The organism is uncultured Mucilaginibacter sp., assembly GCF_913773635.1.
In the GTDB taxonomy this organism is placed as follows: domain Bacteria; phylum Bacteroidota; class Bacteroidia; order Sphingobacteriales; family Sphingobacteriaceae; genus Mucilaginibacter.
Map to the genome: position 1 here is coordinate 110,504 of NZ_CAJYGQ010000007.1, position 18,619 is coordinate 129,122.

Below are 18,619 nucleotides of genomic sequence, written 5' to 3' on the forward strand. Positions count from 1 at the left end.
GATGGATGCCATAACTGTAAAAAGCATGTTTGACCTGCAATCAGAAATTATACGACTTGAAAAAAGCAGGCAGGAGCAGGAAATGGTTTTGAAGCAACGCTTCAGCAGTCCTTCAGCCATTTTTTCGTCTATCCGTTCTGCATTTCCGAAAGCTCCCGAGGGAGAGGGTGGAGGCATAGGTTCATTCATTTCGCCTGATGTAATCGGGCTTATATCAAGATTTGTATTGCCAATTGCACTTAATAAAACACTCTTTAAAAAGTCAAATTTTATCATTAAAACCGTTGTAGGCTTGTTGTCTCAAAAGGCCTCAACCTATATAAGCGAGGATTCAGTAACCTCGGTTTGGGGGCGTGTAAAGTCTTTGTTCGGTAAAAAGCCGTCAACAGCCCGAAAGGCTGCAACGGTAAAGCAGCCGACAGTAAGACCAGTATAAATTAAGAAGGCGCTTGTAAAGCGCCTTTATTGTTTACAGGTTACCACAGTCTGCTTCATTAAAAAATTTTAGCGTAAATTTGCCTTATGGGAGCATATCAGTTACAGGTTGAAATTGACCAGGATTCGGGTTTTTGCTTTGGCGTGGTTTACGCCATTGATATGGCCGAAGAGATTTTGGCTGAAGATGGTTACCTGTACTGCCTTGGAGACATTGTTCACAATGACGAAGAGGTGGAACGCTTAAAGGCAAAAGGCCTTCGTATTATAGACCATACCCAGCTTGCTGATTTGTATAATGAGAAAGTTCTCATACGTGCACATGGTGAGGCTCCTGAAACTTACCGGCTTGCTTTAGAGCACAATATAACGTTGATTGATGCATCATGCCCCGTTGTGCTTAAACTGCAAAACCGCATTAAAACATCGCATGATAACCAAGAAAATATTGTAATATTTGGTAAGCATGGCCATGCCGAAGTAATTGGTTTACAAGGACAAACTAACAATGAAGCGCTGATTTTTCAGGATATTACAGAGCTTGATACGCTTGAATTGCCGCAGCAAATTACCCTTTACAGTCAAACAACTAAAAGCACCGATAAATTTTATCAGATAAAGGAGCATTTGTTAGCTAAAGGATATGATGTAAAAGCAAATGATACCATATGCCGCCAGGTTTCAAACCGCGACAAGGACTTGCCTGATTTTGCCAAACGCTTCAATAAAATTGTATTTGTTTCGGGCAAAAAGTCATCAAACGGGAAAGTGCTGTTTGAAGTGTGCCGCAAACATAACCCCGATACTTACTTTGTATCGGCAGTTGATGAACTTTCACCCGAAATGTTCAAGGCCGGCGATACTGTTGGCATCAGTGGTGCTACCTCAACCCCTATGTGGCTTATGGAGCAGGTAAAAGCTCAGTTGGAAAGATATTAACTTTTACAACTTACCTGAAAGGGAACATTTCACTAATACCTACGTTAGTTAATAATGGCACTAGAAACCCCTTACATTAAAAAGGCTTATCCGGCAGGAGGAGTGGGGGTTGCTTTGGTTATAATCGGCCTTTGGCTTGTATCAACGATACTGCTTATGCAGTGGCAGGTAAGGTTCACCAATCCATTGCTGTATGTGTTTATACTGGTACAAACGCACTTATATACTGGTTTGTTTATTACCGCGCATGATGCCATGCATGGAACCGTATCTGCAAACAAAACGGTCAATAATGCTGCCGGTTATATCACCACGTTTTTATACGCTGCTTTTTGGTATCCAACACTTTTAAAACAACACCACAAACACCATAGTCACGTTCACACCAATGATGATCCTGACTATCATCATGGTGGTTTCTGGGCCTGGTATATTAGGTTCATACGTAATTACTTATCTATATGGCAAGTAATTTTTATGGCCGCCTTATTTAACTTGCTTAAGCTATGGATTGCGCAACCTAACCTTATTTTGTTTTGGGTGGTGCCATCGTTACTCAGCACCTTGCAGCTTTTTTACTTCGGCACTTATAAGCCTCACAAAGGCGAGCATGATAACCCGTATCATTCCACGTCGCAAAAGAAAAATCATGTAGTAGCATTCTTTTCGTGTTATTTCTTTGGTTATCATTATGAACATCATGCATCACCTGGTACGCCTTGGTGGATGTTATGGAAGGCAAAATCATGATGGTTTGTGTTCAGATGCGTGACTAAAATCACAGCCCGCTATGCCAGTATTGCTTTAGTTTGACAAAATAAATAGGATATTTGCAATCCTTAAAATGCTCTTCAAAGGGTTCAGAATATATAGATGAAAAAAGGAGTTTTATTAGTTAATTTAGGTACGCCTGATAATCCCGAAACGCCGGCGGTTCGACGTTACCTCGATCAGTTTTTGATGGATGAACGGGTTATAGACATTAATGCTTTTAACCGTTTCTTACTCATCAAAGGTATTATTGTGCCTTTTCGCGCTCCTAAGTCGGCTAAATCTTATCGCGAAATATGGACCGAAGAAGGTTCGCCGTTAATGATTTATACCGTTAAAACTACTGAACTTTTAAAGCAACGCCTTGGTGGCGAATATCATGTGGAGATGGCCATGCGCTATCAAAACCCGTCAATTGAATCGGCCCTGGCTAAGTTACGTGCAGCACAGGTTACATCAATACAGGTAATTCCATTGTTTCCGCAGTACGCGTCTGCATCAACAGGTTCGGTGCATCAAAAAGTTATGGAGATTGTAAGCAAGTGGCAAACTATACCTGCCATGAGCTTTGTTAATTCATATTATGATGATGACCTGATAATAGAAGCGTTTGCTCAAAATGGTGCAAAGCACAAGCCCGAAGAGTACGATCATGTGCTTTTTAGCTTTCACGGCTTACCACAGCGGCAAATGATCAAGGCTGATGAAACAGGCAGGCACTGCCTTAAGTCTGCCGATTGCTGCCAGACTATTACCGGCGCTAACCGATTTTGCTATAGTGCGCAAAGCCATGCAACTGCCCGCCTTATTGCGGAGCGTTTAAACATTCCTAAAGAAAAATACACGCTTACGTTTCAATCGCGCTTGGGGCGCGACCCTTGGATGCAGCCTTATACCAGCGAGGTAATTGCCCAACTTGCCAAAAAAGGCGTTAAGCGCTTGTTAGTATTTTGCCCTGCCTTTGTGGCCGATTGTTTGGAAACAATTTTCGAGGTATCGGTTGAGTACGATGAAGAATTTAAGCACGCAGGTGGTGAGCACGTACAACTGGTAGAAAGTTTGAACGATTCGCCTTTGTGGATTGACGCTCTGGAGCGCATGGTGCGGGATAATTAATAATTCTAGCTTCTTATAATGTTTTGATAGCTAACGATAGCTATCAAAACATAACGTAACTTTCGTTAAACAACATTTTTCATTCGTTAAAATTTAGTATTTTCAAACCCGAAACTACTTTAAGCTCAAATGAAAAATCTTATCCTGTCGGCTACGGCTTTGCTGTTGTCGGCTACTGCTTTAGCTCAAAGCGAAATATCTTACACCGTATCTTTCCCAAACGCCATACACCACGAAGCTGAAATAAGCATGAGGGTGCCGCAAGTACCAGCTGGTGTTATGCGTTTCAGAATGAGCCGATCATCGCCGGGGCGTTATGCCACGCACGAGTTTGGTAAAAACGTCTATAATGTAAAAGCTGTTGGCGAGAACAATAAGCCACTAAGCGTTAAACAAATTGAAGGAGATGTGTGGGAAATTGCTACTCATGGTAGTACGGTAATTGTTAGCTATACTTTATTTGGCAACCACATGGACGGTACTTATATTGGTATTGACGCCAGTAACGCGCATTTAAATATGCCCGCCGCTTTTATGTGGGTGGTTGGTATGGATAAGCGTGCTTTAACATTCAAGTTTAATGATTTGGATAAATATGGCTGGAAGGTAGCAACGCAGCTTAAGCCCCAATCAGGCAACATATATTCAGCGCCAAATTTCCAGTACATGATGGATAGCCCAACCTCGTTGGCGCCATACAAAAAGTATAGCTGGGATGTTGCCAATGCCGATGGCAAAAAGCAAGCAATACATTTGACCTCTCATAGCGACGATGACCAGGCAACTATTGACGGCTTTGGTCAAATGGTAAAAAAAGTTACACTTGAGGCGCAAGCTGTTTTTGGCGAATTGCCAGTATATGACTACGGTAATTACGTATTCCTGCATGACGTAGCTTCGAGCAATGCCGGTGATGGCATGGAGCACCGAAACTCAACCAGTATTGTACAAACTACGCCTAAAATTGCGGGTAATGAAGTGCGGTTGTTAGGTACTTTCTCGCACGAGTATTTTCATAGCTGGAATGTAGAGCGTATACGCCCTAAAACTTTAGAGCCTTTTAACTTTACTCATGCCAATATGAGTAATGAGCTTTGGTTTGCCGAAGGTTTCACTCAATACTATGGCAGCTTAATTTTAGAACGTGCCGGACTTATGTCTTTAACCGATCATAACCGCACAATTGCAGGGTTAATAAACACAGTATTGATATCACCTGCTGCAAACCATTATTCCCCTGCCCAAATGAGCCGTTATGCGGTATTTGCTGATGCAGGTACATCAATTGATCAAAATAACAATGCCAATGTATTTACCAGCTATTACACTTACGGCGGCGCAACAGCGCTGGCGCTTGATTTACGCCTGCGTAGCCAATTTAAGTTAACACTTGATGATTATATGCGTGCTGTATGGTTAACTCATGGTAAGCCCGAAAAGCCGTATACCATAGCTGATTTACAAAATGTCTTAGCCGCTTTTACCAAGGATACTGCTTTTGCTGCTGATTTTTTTAAACGGTACATTAACGGGTTTGAAAAAAATGATTACGCTAAGCTTTTAGATAATGCAGCACTCATTTTACGTAAAGCACAGGCCGGAAAGGCATGGGCAGGTGCGCTTAGTAGTGCCGGAGGTCGTGGGCGGTCGGGGCAGGCTATTGGTGTAGACAACAACGGACTGCTTATTGGTACCAGTTTGGCTATGAATACTCCGTTTTACAAAGCAGGCCTGGATGCAGGCGATGTGCTGTTAAGTGTTGACGGTAATGCCATACAAGCTAACGGGCAGGCCCTTGCCGATGCTATAAATGCAAAAAGGCCTGGTGACAAAATCACCGTTGCTTACAAAAACAGGGCCGGCAATCATGAAACGGTTGTAACGCTGGAAGAAAACCCGGCTTTTGAGGTTGTTACTTATGAGGCGGCTGGTAAAGAACCTTCTGCTACGCAAATGCAGTTTCGTAATAATTGGTTAAATTCAAAAATTAAATAAAGTGATGAGAAAGTATGTAGCAGCTATTGCGCTGCTGGCTGCCGGTTTTAGCAGTTATGCGCAAGATATAAATAAACTTATTGACGAAACCGATGTGCAGCGTCTCATCAAAACTCTGTCGGCTGATGAGATGCAGGGGCGTGGTACCTTTACACCCGGAATAGATAAAGCCGCAACCTTTATTGAGGCTGAGTTTAGAAAGGCTGGTTTACAGCCATTAACAGGAGAGAAGGGTTTCAGGCAAAACTTTATGGTTTACCGAACTGCACCTGTTGAGAGCAGCGCCACAATTGAAGGGCAAAATATTGATGCACAAAACGTAGCAGTTTATGCAGGTGCCTCTTTTAATTGGGATAACAATGCCGATGTGGAAGTTGCGCGTATTGATGCCAATAAAAACTTCAGGACAGAGTACCGTACTTACCTCCGTGGGAATAAAAAAACGCTTGTTTTGGTTGACCAGGCACATAAAGATTTGTTTAGCCAATTGCGTCAGCGTTTAAACAGCGGCTCAATCTCAATGAGCAAGCCTGCAGAAGCGTCGGCGCAGCAGGTGGTGATGGTACTTGGCAGTTTTGGCGAAGTAAAAAACTTTAAGGCCAGCTACAAAACCGAGGTTCAAAATCCGCCGATATTTAATGTTGCCGGTATGGTTCCGGGCAAGAGCAAAAAAGATGAATATGTGGTGTTTTCGGGCCACTATGATCACTTAGGTATTTTACCCGCCATGCAAGGCGACAGCATTGCCAACGGTGCCGATGATGACGCATCTGGCACAACTGCCATGATAAGCCTGGCTAAATACTTTAACAAGCTAAAAAATAATGAGCGTACGCTGATATTTGTTGCATTTACGGCTGAGGAAATTGGTGGTTACGGAGCCCGCTATTTTTCTCAACAGCTAAATCCCGACAAAGTGGTTGCCATGTTTAATATTGAGATGATTGGTAAGGAATCGAAGTTTGGAAAAAATACTGCATTTATAACCGGATATGAGCGCTCTGACTTTGGGAAAATTTTGCAAAGCAACCTGCAAGGCACAGCCTTCACTTTCCACCCTGACCCTTACCCGGCGCAGGATTTATTTTACCGCAGCGATAACGCCACCCTGGCCCGTTTAGGAGTACCGGCGCATACCATATCAACCGATCAAATTGATACCGATAAATTATATCACAGTGTTAAAGACGAATACAGCTCATTGGATGTGAAAAATATCACCGCAACCATACGCGCCATAGCTTTAAGCTCGCGCAGTATTGTGGCTGGTAAAGATGCCCCTACACGCATACCAAAGTTAGACAGATAGTAAAGTGTTGTATATAACTGAAAGCCACAGGATAATTTACCTGTGGCTTTTCGGTTAATAGTAAATTAAGGATAAAATGTCAATTATTCTTGAGACAGAAAGACTGGTATTAAGAAAATTCAGCATAAACGATGCTCAGTTTATTGTGGAACTGCTTAATACACCTACCTGGAAGCAATATATAGGAGACAGAGGTATACAAACTATTGCCGAAGCTAATAATTACCTGGTTAAAGTTATTCTAATGAATTACGCAATTAACGGCTTTGGCCTTTACATGGTCGAGTTAAAGGAATCGGGGCAGGCCGTTGGTATGTGCGGCTTGTTAAAACGTGAATATCTTACCCATGCCGATTTAGGTTATGCCCTCCTTCCGCAGTTTGAGGGTAATGGCTATGCCAGCGAGGCCGCATTGGCAACAGTGAATTATGCATTCAATGTATTTGGCTGGCCCGTTGTTGCCGCTATAACGCAACCCGATAATCAACGTTCAGTAAATTTATTAACCAAACTTGGTTTTATTTATACAAAGCCCGTATGGGTTGATGGCCGCGAATTAGATTTATATACCAAAGGAAGCAACGCTTAAAGTTCTTTGCGCATGACGTGGTCATTCATCCAGTAAGGGCCAATAGGTATGTCTTCATCGCGCAATAGCGTGAAGCCTAATTTTTGATAAAAGTCTTTTGCTTTGTTGTTGCGGTTTACGTTTAAATCCAGCGTTTTAATTCCAACCTGGCGTGTAGCTTCCACTACGGCATCAACTAATTTACGGCCATAACCTTTTCCTTGTGTAGTTGGGTGGCAGTATAGTTTATGCAGCTTAATAACATTTTTGTCATCATTGCGCGGGCCATATGATGCAAAGGCAACAGGGGTACCTTCTTCTTCCAGTAAAATGTATGTTTGTTCGCCTTCGGCAATTTGGTGAGCAACCTTATCTGATACGTACATGGCATCAAGCATGTAGGTAATTTGCTCTGTTGATAAAATTGAACGGTAAGTAGGCCACCAGGTTTGATGTGCTATTTTCACAATGATATCGGCATCGGCCAGGGTAGCGGGTCGAATATTGAGCATAGAAATAAATTAATTTAGCAACGGCAATATACATCATAAAGCCATCTTAAAAACAACGCTTTTAAGATGGCTTTATTTTTGAATTGGCTATTATGAGTTAGTTTCGTGTACGCCCTCACCAATTTCTTCAATTGTTTTTCTGTTAAAGGCATCTAAGTCGGCAGGTGTACGGCTGGTTACTAACCCGTTATCAGTTACCACTTCTTCATCCACCCATTCGGCACCTGCATTTTGCAAGTCGGTTTGTAATGATGGATATGATGTTACTTTTCTGCCTTTTATTAAGCCTGTTTCAATAAGCATTTGCGGGCCATGGCATATAGCTGCCAGTGGTTTTCCCTCATCTAAAAAGGCTGATACAAATGCTACTGCGTCTTTATTCTGACGTAATTTATCGGGGTTTAATACACCGCCCGGTAATACCAATGCATCATAATCATCAGGACTTACATCGGCTAATAACTTATCAACATTAACTTCAATACCCCAGTTGTCTTTATCCCAAGCTTTTATGGTTCCGCTTTGTGGCGATATAATATGTACAGTTGCACCTGCTGCTTCAAGCGCCTGTTTAGGGCTGGTTAACTCTACCTGCTCAAACCCTTCTTCTGTAAGGATAGCTACCTTACGATTATTCAATGTTCCCATAGTAGTATGTTTTAATTCGTTTAATTGAACCTATAATACTACAAGGTTAAAAATTTAAAGTTTCAAGAAATTTAAATTAATGTTCCAACGCATAATTGATAAAGTTGGTGGTAAGGCCATAGTCTTCAGTACCCTTACGCCGTATAAAATAAAAGTTCCGTACTATTTTTAAGTCTTCAACCGGCACTTCTACAAGATCACCTTCAGCAAGCTCACGTTTTATGGATGGGCGCGGCATAAATCCAAGGCACTGATCGGCTAGAAGAAAATTTTTAAGTGCTTCGGTTCCTCCCAGGCGTATTTTAACTAATAAGTCTGCCGGTTTTACATGATGTTCTGCAAGTGAACGCAGCAAGGCATTCAAAGTTCCGGATCCGCGCTCACGCAGGGCAAGCGGGGTTTTGGTAAGTTGCTTCAACGTAAGCGATTTGCCTGCTAGCTGGCTCTTTGCCGAACACACAGGAATCACCTCGTCGGCCATGAAAGGTTGGTATGATACGTTAGTAAGTTTATTATCTACCTCAATGATGCCAATATCCACCTCATGATTTAACAGCGCATTTAGAATATATTCCGAATTTCGGTTAACCAGTTGAACGCCAACATTGGCATACTTGCGTTGAAAGCCAGAAAGAATAGGCGGCAGTATGTATAAAGCTATTGTAGTACTTGCCCCCAGGCGTAAATGCCCTGCCGCGTATGATTGATTGCTAAGCAAAGCCATATCATACTCTGCCTTGCGTTCAATTTCAGTAGCCTGCAATAGATACTCTTGTAGTTTTGTGCCAGCCTCGGTAAGCACAATGCTGTTTCCTTTTCGTTCAAACAAAGGGAGCTTATATTGATCTTCCAATGCTTTTACATGCTTGCTTATGGCAGGTTGCGTTACAAACAATACCTGCGCTGCCTTTGAAAAACTCAAATTAGCTGCAACCTCCAAAAACACACGGTGAGAAAAGGAAATCATACCAATCAAAAGTAACTTTTTTATAGCACCACTGATAATAACAATGTGTTGTCAGTTAAAAAAATACAAATACTTAGTTTTGAGGCGCCACATCTACCGGCGCATTCATGCATAACAAAAAAGTATACCTTTCTTTATTAACCCTCGTTACTATTGCCTTCGCTATAATATCCTTCAACAGAGGTATGCGAGCCGACGTAAACGGCGATTATTACATCTACTGGGCAACCGGGAAAGCTTTTTTAACGGGTAACAAACTATATACTCCCGGTTTAATTGATGGTGGTTTTACCTATCCTCCCTTTGCTGCACTATTCTTCAGCCTTTTTTCATTTGTGCCGTTTTATGTATCGGCGTTCCTGTTTACCTTTTTGGTTAATTATGGTTTGTGGATAGGCTCATTTGTACTGGTACATAAAATTATGCAGCAGTATTACCCCGGTCATGCTTTTAAGTGGCCGCTAGGGCTGGCCGTTGTACTTTCGGCAGGCTTTTACTGGCACAACTTCATTTGGATGAACTCTAACCTACCGGTGCTATGCCTTACCTTACTTGGTGTGTTGTATTATAAGCGTAAGCAGTATGGATGGAGCTACGTATTTTTTATGGCCGGAACGTTTTTCAAAATCACGCCTGTACTGTTCCTTATTTTTGCAGCCATTAAACGAGGGCCCAAACATTGGCCGCAAATAGCTTTAACAGCGTTGCCTTTTATTTTAATACCAGTACTACTGCGTGGGGTGCACACCGGCATTGCCGACTGGAAGGACTACTATGAAGCCTTTGTGGCTCCATTTAGTAAGGGCAAAATAGACGAGAACATCATCAGCCTGGGCATACCCGCCCTACTCAATAAATTGAATACAGGTAATGCAGAATTTGGAATCGAGCCGATTTTTCACCTATCAGCCTCGGCTCTAAAATTCATTATCTTAATTTTCCAGGCGGTAAGCATGGTTACACTTGTTGCCAAATTTGCTTATGACAGGTATGTAAAAGGTTTTGAAGGTTTTTCGGCCACCGATGTTTGCCTCATATTTATGGTTACACTACTGTTACCCGGCCGTGTTTGGGCACATCACCATGTGTGTACAGGTTTTATTTATACGTACCTGTGTTTCATCCTCATTAAGCAAAAACAAACTGTATTGCTAATAATCACCTGTGTATTAGGTATGCTCACCAACCTTATCACCAAAAACGCCATAGGCCAAATCCTTACCAATATTTTAAAGCATTACAGCTTTGTTACGCTGCTCATGATTTTTGTGACTATTATTATTTTGCTGCATAGCGAAAAGGAACATGCTTTGGTGAAAGAGTAATTACACTGATAATTCTCATGTAAATAGAAAGGGATAGCCCACAAAGACTATCCCTTTCTATATATTTTTTCAACTCCCCCTTCAGGGGCTGAGGGGCTTAAGCTTCTACAGCCTGACCTACGAGGTTTTTAGCTACCAGGTATTCGGCAATTTGTACGGCATTGGTTGCAGCACCCTTGCGTAAGTTATCTGATACTATCCACGCATTCAAAGTATTTTCCTGAGTTTCGTCACGGCGTAAACGGCCTACAAACACTTCGTCTTTTTCATGAGCATCTAAAGGCATTGGGTATTTCAGGTTGGCAACATCGTCAACTACAACTATACCCGGCGACTCGCTCAGCAATTTGCGTAACTCGTCTAAATCAAAATCGTTCTCAAATTCAATGTTAACAGATTCTGAGTGACCGCCCATTACCGGTATACGTACGGTAGTTGCTGTTACACGGATGCTGTCATCGCCCATGATCTTTTTGGTTTCCTTGATCATTTTCATCTCTTCCTTGGTGTAGCCATTCTCGGTAAACACGTCGATGTGCGGCAACACATTCAGGTCAATTTGATATGGGTAAGCTTTAGGTCCATCAATACCTTTGCGCTCGTTAAATAACTGATCAACAGCTTTTACACCGGTACCGGTAACTGATTGGTAGGTTGATACCACTACCCGTTTAATTTTATATTTTTCGTGCAGAGGCTTTAAGGCCACCACCATTTGTATGGTTGAACAGTTAGGGTTGGCAATAATCTTATCTTCTGCAGTTAACACGTCAGCATTAACCTCAGGTACTACCAGTTTTTTGGTAGGGTCCATACGCCAGGCCGATGAATTGTCAATAACAGTAATACCTGCTTCAGCAAATAAAGGAGCCTGCTCCAATGAAGTGCTTCCACCTGCCGAAAATAAAGCAATGTCAGGCTTCTGCTTTATCGCATCCTCAACAGCTACCACCTTGTATGGCTTACCCTTATAGATAACTTCCTTACCTACACTTTTTGCGGATGCCACCGGGATTAACTCTGTTACCGGAAAGTTGCGTTCTTCAAGAACCTGCAACATTTTAGTGCCTACCAAACCGGTAGCACCTACTACTGCGACTTTCATTGTCTCGAATAAATTATGTAATTAATAAAATGTTAATTTTCAAATGTAAGCTTTTTTGAACAAAAAAGGCCTTAAACGCTTTATTTATAAGGTTTTTGAGCTGTCGAGGTTGAATGAAAACTTAAATTCAATCAAAATATTATTTGGCAATAGATGGTATTGTGTTAATGTGAATATCAGACAGCAAAACAGATTGTGAAACATTGCTACTTTTAAATGCATAGTATAAACGTGTTTACAAGCAAATTTGTAAATTTGCATACACCCAAATATTATATGGCAATGAGCGAAAAGGTATTGGTTATTGGCGCTAACGGACAGATTGGTAGCGAACTGGTTTTAGCCTTGCGCAAAAAACATGGTGCAGATCATGTTATTGCATCTGATATCAATGCCCCGGTTGATGCCATACGTAATGGTGGGCCGTTTGAAATTGCCAATGTGCTTGATAAAAACAGTTTGCAACGTGTGTTTGAGCAGCATCGCCCAACGCAGGTTTATTTGCTTGCAGCCATATTGTCAGCAGTAGGCGAACAAAAACCAAAGTTGGCCTGGGACCTGAATATGAACGGCCTTATACATGTGCTTGATTTAGCTATTGAATTTGGTACAAAGAAGGTTTTTTGGCCAAGCTCTATTGCTGTATTTGGTCCGCACTCTCCTAAGCAAAATACACCACAGTATTGCGTAATGGACCCCAACACGGTTTACGGTTTCAGCAAACTGGCCGGCGAGCGCTGGTGTGAGTATTACCATGCCAAATACGGGCTTGATGTTCGTAGCATACGTTACCCGGGCTTAATAAGCTGGAAAACTAACCCGGGCGGTGGAACTACTGATTACGCCGTACATATTTTTCATGAAGCTTTGCAAAGCGGCACATACCAAAGCTTTTTATCTGCTAATACAGCATTGCCCATGATGTACATGGACGATGCCATTCGCGCTACCTTAAGCTTAATGGATGCCCCTGCCGAACGTATTACTATCCGCTCGAGCTATAATTTAGGCGGCATCAGCTTTACGCCGGAAGTCCTTGCGCAGCAAATAAAGCAACACATTCCCGAATTTACCCTTACTTATGCTGATAGCGACCCACGCCAGGCCATTGCCGACAGTTGGCCGCAATCCATTGACGATACCTACGCTCAAACCGACTGGGACTGGAAACCTGAATATGATATTCAACGCCTTACCAGCGAAATGCTGAAAAATTTAAAGAATAGTTTAGTTTTGTAGATATTTTTGTGATTGCACTTATAGGATTGATTACACCGATTACGTGTTTGATTATATGAAACATGGTGCTATCATTGATTCATAAAATCAGTATAATCAAAACAAAAGATCTTTAAAACTAATCAGTGAAATCATCGCTTAATCGATGGTATCACCAGCACTAATACTATGGGAAGAGCATTTGAATTCCGTAAAGAAAGAAAATTTAAGCGTTGGGCCAAAATGGCCGTTCAGTTTACCCGTTTAGGTAAAGAGATTGTAATGGCCGTTAAAGATGGCGGTCCGAACCCTGAGAGCAACTCGCGCCTGCGTACGGCTATGCAAAACGCCAAAGCAGTAAACATGCCTAAAGACCGTGTTGAGGCTGCTATTAAACGCGCATCAAGCAAAGACGAAAAAGACTACGAAGAATTAGTATATGAAGGTTATGCACCCCACGGCGTAGCTGTACTGGTTGAAACCGCAACTGATAACACTAACCGTACCGTAGCTAACGTACGCAGTTACTTTACTAAAGTTGGTGGTACATTAGGTAAAACCGGTTCATTGGATTTTATTTTCAGTCGTAAATCTGTTTTCCGTTTTGATCCGGGAGAGCGTGATTTGGAAGAACTGGAGTTTGAACTAATCGACGCAGGCTTGGAAGAACTATTTGTGGAAACCGATGAAGAAGGAAAAGACGTTGCCGTAATTCACGCTGCTTACGAAGATTTTGGCAAAATGCAGAAGACTTTGGAAGGTTTAGGTATTGAACTAAAATCGGCTAAGTTGGAGCGTATTTCGTTATCAACTACTGAAATTAGCGAAGAAGCCGCTGCCGACGTACTTAAGCTTATTGACAAGCTGGAGGAAGACGACGACGTGCAGGCGGTTTATCATAATATGGCGGAGTAAGCTTGTTAGAGTCAGGAATCAAGAGTACAGATTCAAGACTTTTAACTCCAGCTTTGCTTCTCCCCTAATGTCATTTCGAACAATAGGGAGAAATCTTTTCGAGTTTACAAACTGATCGCTTCGAAAAGATTTCTCGTTCCTCGAAATGACATAAGTTGGAAGTCAAGAAAAATCCGAAATCGAACATCCGAATTCCGAAATCTTCATCTATGTTATTCGAAGAGTTTTTTAAAAAGAAGAAAATAAATCTTGCTACCCTTGAACAAGGGCAGCCGGACTTGTTTTTGGAATTTAAAGAACACTATGCACAGATGGGCGAGAAAAGCTTTGACCATACTAAAAAGTACTGGTTTAATAAGTTACGCCATGAGTACCCATTACCGGTAGAGGTTAAGGAAGAGAAAGTTCGCCTTGAAAACCCCATTGCCGAACAAACCGTGGCCGATGCTTTAACCGAGCCAACACCGCAGGGTGAACCTGCTAAATTAGGTTTTAAGCCCAAGTTTAAAGCAGGCGCAACACCGGCAACCAAACCTGCCGAAAGCGAACCTGCACCACAAGCTGCTGATAACATAAGTAAGCAGAACCCAACCGAAGCTCCTCAAACCCAACAACCTAGTGCCGAACCTGCAAAAATGGGCTTTAAGCCTCGTTTCAAAGCAGGGGTCACTAAACCTGCAGAAGATGCCTTAGCAGCCCCAGAAGCAGCAAATAACACAAATGCACTACCAACGGAACAACCTGCTAAATTAGGCTTTAAGCCAAGATTTAAGGCTGGTGCTACCGGCAAACCGGCTGAAGAAAACACTAACCCTGCGGAACCATTAACCGAAGGTAATAGTGCTATCCGGGATGATAAATCTGTAAATGAAAATGCTTCGGTAGATGCAACTACAGATGTGCCTGCAAGCTCGACTTCCAAACCTGGCTTTAAACCACGCTTTAAAGCTGGCGTAACTACAAGTAAGCCTGTTGAGGAAAAGCCTGTTGATATTGCGCCTGAAAACTCAACAGCTGACACCAAAGATAAGCCTGCTATTGACGTAGCAACGGAGTCAGTAGAGCAAACGGCAACGGCAAAATTAGGTTTTAAGCCGCGTTTTAAGGCTGGCGTAACTACTACCAAACCAGCAGAAGAAAGGCCGATTGAGCCCGTATCAGAAAGTAGCAAGGAAACAAAGGAAGAGGCTTCAACAGAAGCGTCATCAAACGAAGAAGAAAAACCGGAAGCACCTGCTGCACCTAAATTAGGTTTTAAGCCACGGTTTAAGGCCGGCCTAACTACCACCAAACTGGCGCCATCTGAAGAAGAGAAAGCAGAAGAAACTGCTCAACCCACTGAAGCAGTAACTCCAGCACCTGAAGCGGAAGAAGGCCCTGCTCCTGCGCCAATCACACCATCCGTAAAGCAGCCATATAAGCCGCGCTTTAATCCAAACATGATGAAGCCTAAACCACCTGCAGAAGGCGAAAATGAATAGTTATTATTTTACGGTAATAGCTGCCTTAACCAAATAAGGCAAAATTTCTTTTTGGAAGGATACGAAATTCTTGCGTACATCAGCGTCACTTACCGAAGTAAAGGCAAAGCTGAATACTATATTTTTACTGCACTTAATTAAAAACCTGATGCGCTGCTGGTAACTGTCATGCTTACGCATACCTGTAAGGCGCATAAATGAACTCACCAAAAGATCCTCTAACTCGTTAGACAGGTTACGCAAAAACTCCTGGGAGTTAGTCGACTCACGGATGAAGTCCCAGCCTATAAATTCATTACACACCGTGTAAGATAAACGGCAGGTTTTCATGATGAGGTTAGTAAGGTGTGTTTCCTCATCCATATCGGGCGTATCGGTATGAATAAGTTCATCCACACTCACCTGTATGTAATCCATTAGCAGTGAGTGCAAAATGGCCTCCTTGCTTTCAAAATACTTATAAATGGTTGCCTTGGCTATTTTAGTTCTCTTGGCAATTTCATTAACACTGGTTTTATGGTAGCCAAACTTGCGGAACAGCTCCTGGGCCGAACGCTTTATGCTTTCTCTTATTTTATCGGCTTCCATGTATCAATTATACACAAATATGCTAATATTATTAACTGACACACTGTAGGTGCGCAGTGAGCGTGTTGCCGGTGCCTTAACCGGCGAACCATCACTCAATAAAAATTTTGAACCGCTGCATGGATCAGTAGCGGTAAGGCCGGTATCATCAATGGTTACGGCGCAGCGCCTTTCAGGCTGATAGCTGCTGCAGCGGTCAAACGCAACATAGCTGCTGGCTGAGGCCCTGTAAATGATAATACCCGATACGCCACCCGGAACGGTTACTGAGCCGCCTATTGCATTCAAGCGGCTTAAGCGTGGGTCGGTAAGTGGTGCCTGATAGTTAACCGCAACACTGGGTATATAGCTTTGATCTTGTTTACCACATGCGGTAAGTGCTATTATAAAACCTATCAGGCAAACCAGTTTCCTCATTAATTACACAATTTCGGTTTTGAATTGCTTTAAGAAGCGTACGTCGTTTTCCGAGAATAAACGTAAGTCGCGTATTACGTATTTAAGGTTGGTAATACGTTCAATACCCATACCAAAGGCAAAACCGGTGTACTTTTTGCTATCAATGCCACAGTTTTCAAGTACGTTAGGGTCAACCATACCGCAACCTAAAATTTCAACCCAGCCGCTATGTTTACACATATTACAGCCGGCACCTTTACAAATGGTGCATGATATATCCATTTCGGCCGATGGCTCGGTGAACGGGAAGTATGACGGACGGAAACGCACCTTGGTACCTTCGCCATAAAGTTCCTGCACAAAGTGGAAAAGCGTTTGCTTCAAGTCGGCAAATGACACATTTTCATCAACATATAAACCCTCTACCTGGTGAAAAAAGCAATGTGCACGTGCTGAAATAGCCTCATTACGGTATACGCGACCCGGCATAATAGCGCGGAATGGCGGTTTGCCGTTTTCCATCATGCGTACCTGCACTGATGAAGTGTGTGTACGCAGGGCAATGCTATCCTGACCACCATCTTTAGTAATAAAGAAAGTATCCTGCATATCACGAGCAGGGTGCTCTTCGGGGAAGTTAAGCGCAGAAAAATTATGCCAGTCATTTTCTATTTCAGGTCCTTCGGCTACAACAAAGCCTAAGCGTTTGAAAATGTCAATAATTTCATTGCGAACCAGCGATAAGGGATGGCGTGAGCCAACAGCAAAACCTTCGCCAGGCAAAGTCAAATCCTGCTGATTGGTGCTTGTAGTAAGCTGCGAGTCAAATTGCTCTTTGAGCTCCTGGTGCTTTGCTTCAGTTAATTGCTTAAACTGGTTAAGCACTTTACCCAAGGTACGCTTCTCTTCGGGCGTAGTGCTTTTAAACTGCTCAAAAAGGTCTTTAATTAAACCTTTGGTGCCTAAAAACTTTATACGGAAAGCTTCCAATTCCTCGGCGTTAGCCGGTGAAAATGCATCAACTTCCGCGGTATATTTATCAATTAATTCCTGCATTATAGTTAGCCTTACCTGGCAAAGATACGTCTTTTAAAAGCTTTATTTAATTACCCCCAATTCCTTACCCACTTTGGTAAATGCTGCAATAGCTTTATCCAAATGCTCCTGCTCATGGCCTGCCGAAATTTGTACGCGGATACGTGCTTTGCCCTGTGGTACTACAGGGTAATAAAAACCTATTACGTAAATACCTTCTTCGAGCATACGGGCAGCAAATTGCTGCGATAGTTTGGCATCGTATAGCATAACCGGCACAATTGGATGCACGCCCGGTTTAATGTCAAAGCCCGCTTCGGTCATTTTTTGGCGGAAGTATTGGGTATTTGTCTCCAACTTATCGCGCAGGGTCGTAGCTTCGCTCAGCATGTTTAACACCGTGATTGATGCGCCTGCAATTGATGGAGCCAAGGTATTTGAGAACAAATACGGGCGCGATCGCTGGCGCAGCATATCAATAATTTCTTTACGGCCTGATGTAAAACCGCCCGATGCACCGCCTAATGCCTTGCCCAAAGTACCTGTGATAATATCAATACGATCCATTACGTTGTGGTGCTCATGGGTACCACGGCCGGTTTTACCCATAAAACCAGAGCAATGGCTTTCATCGATCATTACCAGGGCGTTGTATTTATCGGCCAGATCGCAAATTTTATCTAACTGCGCAATGGTCCCATCCATACTGAATGCCCCGTCGGTTACAATTATGCGATGGCGTAATTGCTGGGTTGCTTTAAGTTTTTCTTCCAAATCGGCCATGTCATCGTGTTTGTAACGATGCCGCTGCGCTTTGCATAAACGTATACCATCAATGATTGATGCATGGTTCAGTTCATCTGATATAATGGCATCCTGATCGTTAAACAATGGCTCAAAAACTCCGCCGTTGGCATCAAAAGCAGCAGCGTAAAGGATGGTGTCTTCCGTTCCTAAAAATTCTGAAAGTTTTGCTTCCAGCTCTTTATGTACATCCTGCGTACCGCAAATAAAACGTACAGATGACAAGCCATAGCCATGATCATCAATTGCTTTTTTTGCTGCCTCAATTACTTTTGGGTGTGATGACAGGCCAAGATAATTGTTAGCACAAAAGTTTATAACCTCCTGTCCGCCCAGTACCTTTATATCGGCAGCCTGAGGAGAGGTAATAATACGCTCTTTTTTATATAGTCCGGCCTTTTCAATCTCGGCCAATTCCTGCTCTAAAACCGGTTTCAGGGTATTATACATGGGTGTGAGTTTTTAAAATACAAAGTTACGCATTAATGA

At 42.6% G+C, this 18,619-nt stretch carries 19 protein-coding genes; 11 read left to right on the forward strand and 8 right to left on the reverse strand.

The window, feature by feature from the left end:
• The first annotated feature begins 1 nt into the window (after window position 1).
• From QZ407_RS08510 to QZ407_RS08540, 7 genes are all read left to right on the forward strand, one after another.
• Window positions 2–436, forward strand: coding sequence for a hypothetical protein (locus QZ407_RS08510; protein ID WP_295769747.1), 435 nt, complete (start codon window positions 2–4; stop codon window positions 434–436).
• Between the two features lie 86 nt (window positions 437–522).
• Window positions 523–1,374, forward strand: coding sequence for a 4-hydroxy-3-methylbut-2-enyl diphosphate reductase (locus QZ407_RS08515; protein ID WP_295769749.1), 852 nt, complete (start codon window positions 523–525; stop codon window positions 1,372–1,374).
• Window positions 1,375–1,428: 54 nt separating this feature from the next.
• Window positions 1,429–2,124: a fatty acid desaturase gene (locus tag QZ407_RS08520; protein ID WP_295769751.1), complete on the forward strand. Its 696-nt coding sequence runs from the start codon at window positions 1,429–1,431 to the stop codon at window positions 2,122–2,124.
• 123 nt (window positions 2,125–2,247) lie between these two features.
• Window positions 2,248–3,261, forward strand: a complete 1,014-nt coding sequence (hemH, locus tag QZ407_RS08525) for a ferrochelatase (protein WP_295769753.1) — start codon at window positions 2,248–2,250, stop codon at window positions 3,259–3,261.
• A 129-nt stretch (window positions 3,262–3,390) separates the two neighbouring features.
• Window positions 3,391–5,256, forward strand: a complete 1,866-nt coding sequence (locus tag QZ407_RS08530; RefSeq protein ID WP_295769755.1) for a PDZ domain-containing protein — start codon at window positions 3,391–3,393, stop codon at window positions 5,254–5,256.
• A 4-nt stretch (window positions 5,257–5,260) separates the two neighbouring features.
• A complete protein-coding gene (locus QZ407_RS08535; RefSeq protein ID WP_295769757.1) occupies window positions 5,261–6,565 on the forward strand; it encodes a M20/M25/M40 family metallo-hydrolase in 1,305 nt (434 codons plus the stop codon).
• Window positions 6,566–6,641: 76 nt separating this feature from the next.
• Window positions 6,642–7,154, forward strand: a complete 513-nt coding sequence (locus QZ407_RS08540) for a GNAT family N-acetyltransferase (protein ID WP_295769759.1) — start codon at window positions 6,642–6,644, stop codon at window positions 7,152–7,154.
• Here the strand turns inward: QZ407_RS08540 and QZ407_RS08545 are convergent.
• From QZ407_RS08545 to QZ407_RS08555, 3 genes are all read right to left on the reverse strand, one after another.
• A complete protein-coding gene (locus QZ407_RS08545) occupies window positions 7,151–7,645 on the reverse strand; it encodes a GNAT family N-acetyltransferase (RefSeq protein ID WP_295769761.1) in 495 nt (164 codons plus the stop codon). The two genes, QZ407_RS08540 and QZ407_RS08545, sit on opposite strands and share 4 nt — an antisense overlap.
• A 90-nt stretch (window positions 7,646–7,735) precedes the next feature.
• Window positions 7,736–8,293, reverse strand: coding sequence for a type 1 glutamine amidotransferase domain-containing protein (locus tag QZ407_RS08550; RefSeq protein ID WP_295769763.1), 558 nt, complete (start codon window positions 8,291–8,293; stop codon window positions 7,736–7,738).
• A gap of 76 nt (window positions 8,294–8,369) precedes the next feature.
• Entirely contained in the window at window positions 8,370–9,260 is an 891-nt protein-coding gene (locus tag QZ407_RS08555) for a LysR family transcriptional regulator (protein WP_295769765.1), read from the reverse strand.
• A gap of 107 nt (window positions 9,261–9,367) precedes the next feature.
• Here QZ407_RS08555 and QZ407_RS08560 point away from each other — a divergent pair, with 107 nt between their 5' ends.
• Window positions 9,368–10,585, forward strand: a complete 1,218-nt coding sequence (locus QZ407_RS08560; protein WP_295769767.1) for a glycosyltransferase family 87 protein — start codon at window positions 9,368–9,370, stop codon at window positions 10,583–10,585.
• 97 nt (window positions 10,586–10,682) lie between these two features.
• Here the strand turns inward: QZ407_RS08560 and QZ407_RS08565 are convergent, their stop codons facing one another.
• A complete protein-coding gene (locus QZ407_RS08565) occupies window positions 10,683–11,690 on the reverse strand; it encodes an aspartate-semialdehyde dehydrogenase (RefSeq protein WP_295769769.1) in 1,008 nt (335 codons plus the stop codon).
• Between the two features lie 282 nt (window positions 11,691–11,972).
• On the opposite strand from QZ407_RS08565, the gene QZ407_RS08570 reads away from it, so the two are divergent.
• From QZ407_RS08570 to QZ407_RS08580, 3 genes are all read left to right on the forward strand, one after another.
• Window positions 11,973–12,929 (forward strand): NAD-dependent epimerase/dehydratase family protein, encoded by a 957-nt coding sequence (locus QZ407_RS08570; protein ID WP_295770203.1) that lies wholly within the window; start codon window positions 11,973–11,975, stop codon window positions 12,927–12,929.
• Window positions 12,930–13,097: 168 nt separating this feature from the next.
• Window positions 13,098–13,823, forward strand: a complete 726-nt coding sequence (locus QZ407_RS08575; RefSeq protein WP_157542513.1) for a YebC/PmpR family DNA-binding transcriptional regulator — start codon at window positions 13,098–13,100, stop codon at window positions 13,821–13,823.
• A gap of 209 nt (window positions 13,824–14,032) precedes the next feature.
• Complete coding sequence (locus tag QZ407_RS08580; RefSeq protein ID WP_295769772.1) at window positions 14,033–15,304, forward strand: hypothetical protein; 1,272 nt, start codon at window positions 14,033–14,035, stop codon at window positions 15,302–15,304.
• 3 nt (window positions 15,305–15,307) lie between these two features.
• Here QZ407_RS08580 and QZ407_RS08585 read toward each other — a convergent pair whose 3' ends face one another.
• Genes QZ407_RS08585 through kbl form a run of 4 tightly spaced genes read right to left on the reverse strand, consistent with a single transcriptional unit; the run spans window position 15,308 to window position 18,580 of the window.
• The gene (locus QZ407_RS08585; protein ID WP_295769774.1) at window positions 15,308–15,892 is read right to left on the reverse strand and encodes a TetR/AcrR family transcriptional regulator; all 585 of its coding nucleotides are present in this window, start codon (window positions 15,890–15,892) and stop codon (window positions 15,308–15,310) included.
• A 3-nt stretch (window positions 15,893–15,895) separates the two neighbouring features.
• The gene (locus tag QZ407_RS08590) at window positions 15,896–16,309 is read right to left on the reverse strand and encodes a hypothetical protein (protein WP_295769776.1); all 414 of its coding nucleotides are present in this window, start codon (window positions 16,307–16,309) and stop codon (window positions 15,896–15,898) included.
• A gap of 3 nt (window positions 16,310–16,312) precedes the next feature.
• The gene (gene pheS / locus QZ407_RS08595) at window positions 16,313–17,347 is read right to left on the reverse strand and encodes a phenylalanine--tRNA ligase subunit alpha (protein WP_295769778.1); all 1,035 of its coding nucleotides are present in this window, start codon (window positions 17,345–17,347) and stop codon (window positions 16,313–16,315) included.
• Between the two features lie 42 nt (window positions 17,348–17,389).
• A complete protein-coding gene (kbl, locus tag QZ407_RS08600) occupies window positions 17,390–18,580 on the reverse strand; it encodes a glycine C-acetyltransferase (RefSeq protein ID WP_295769780.1) in 1,191 nt (396 codons plus the stop codon).
• Window positions 18,581–18,619: the final 39 nt, after the last annotated feature.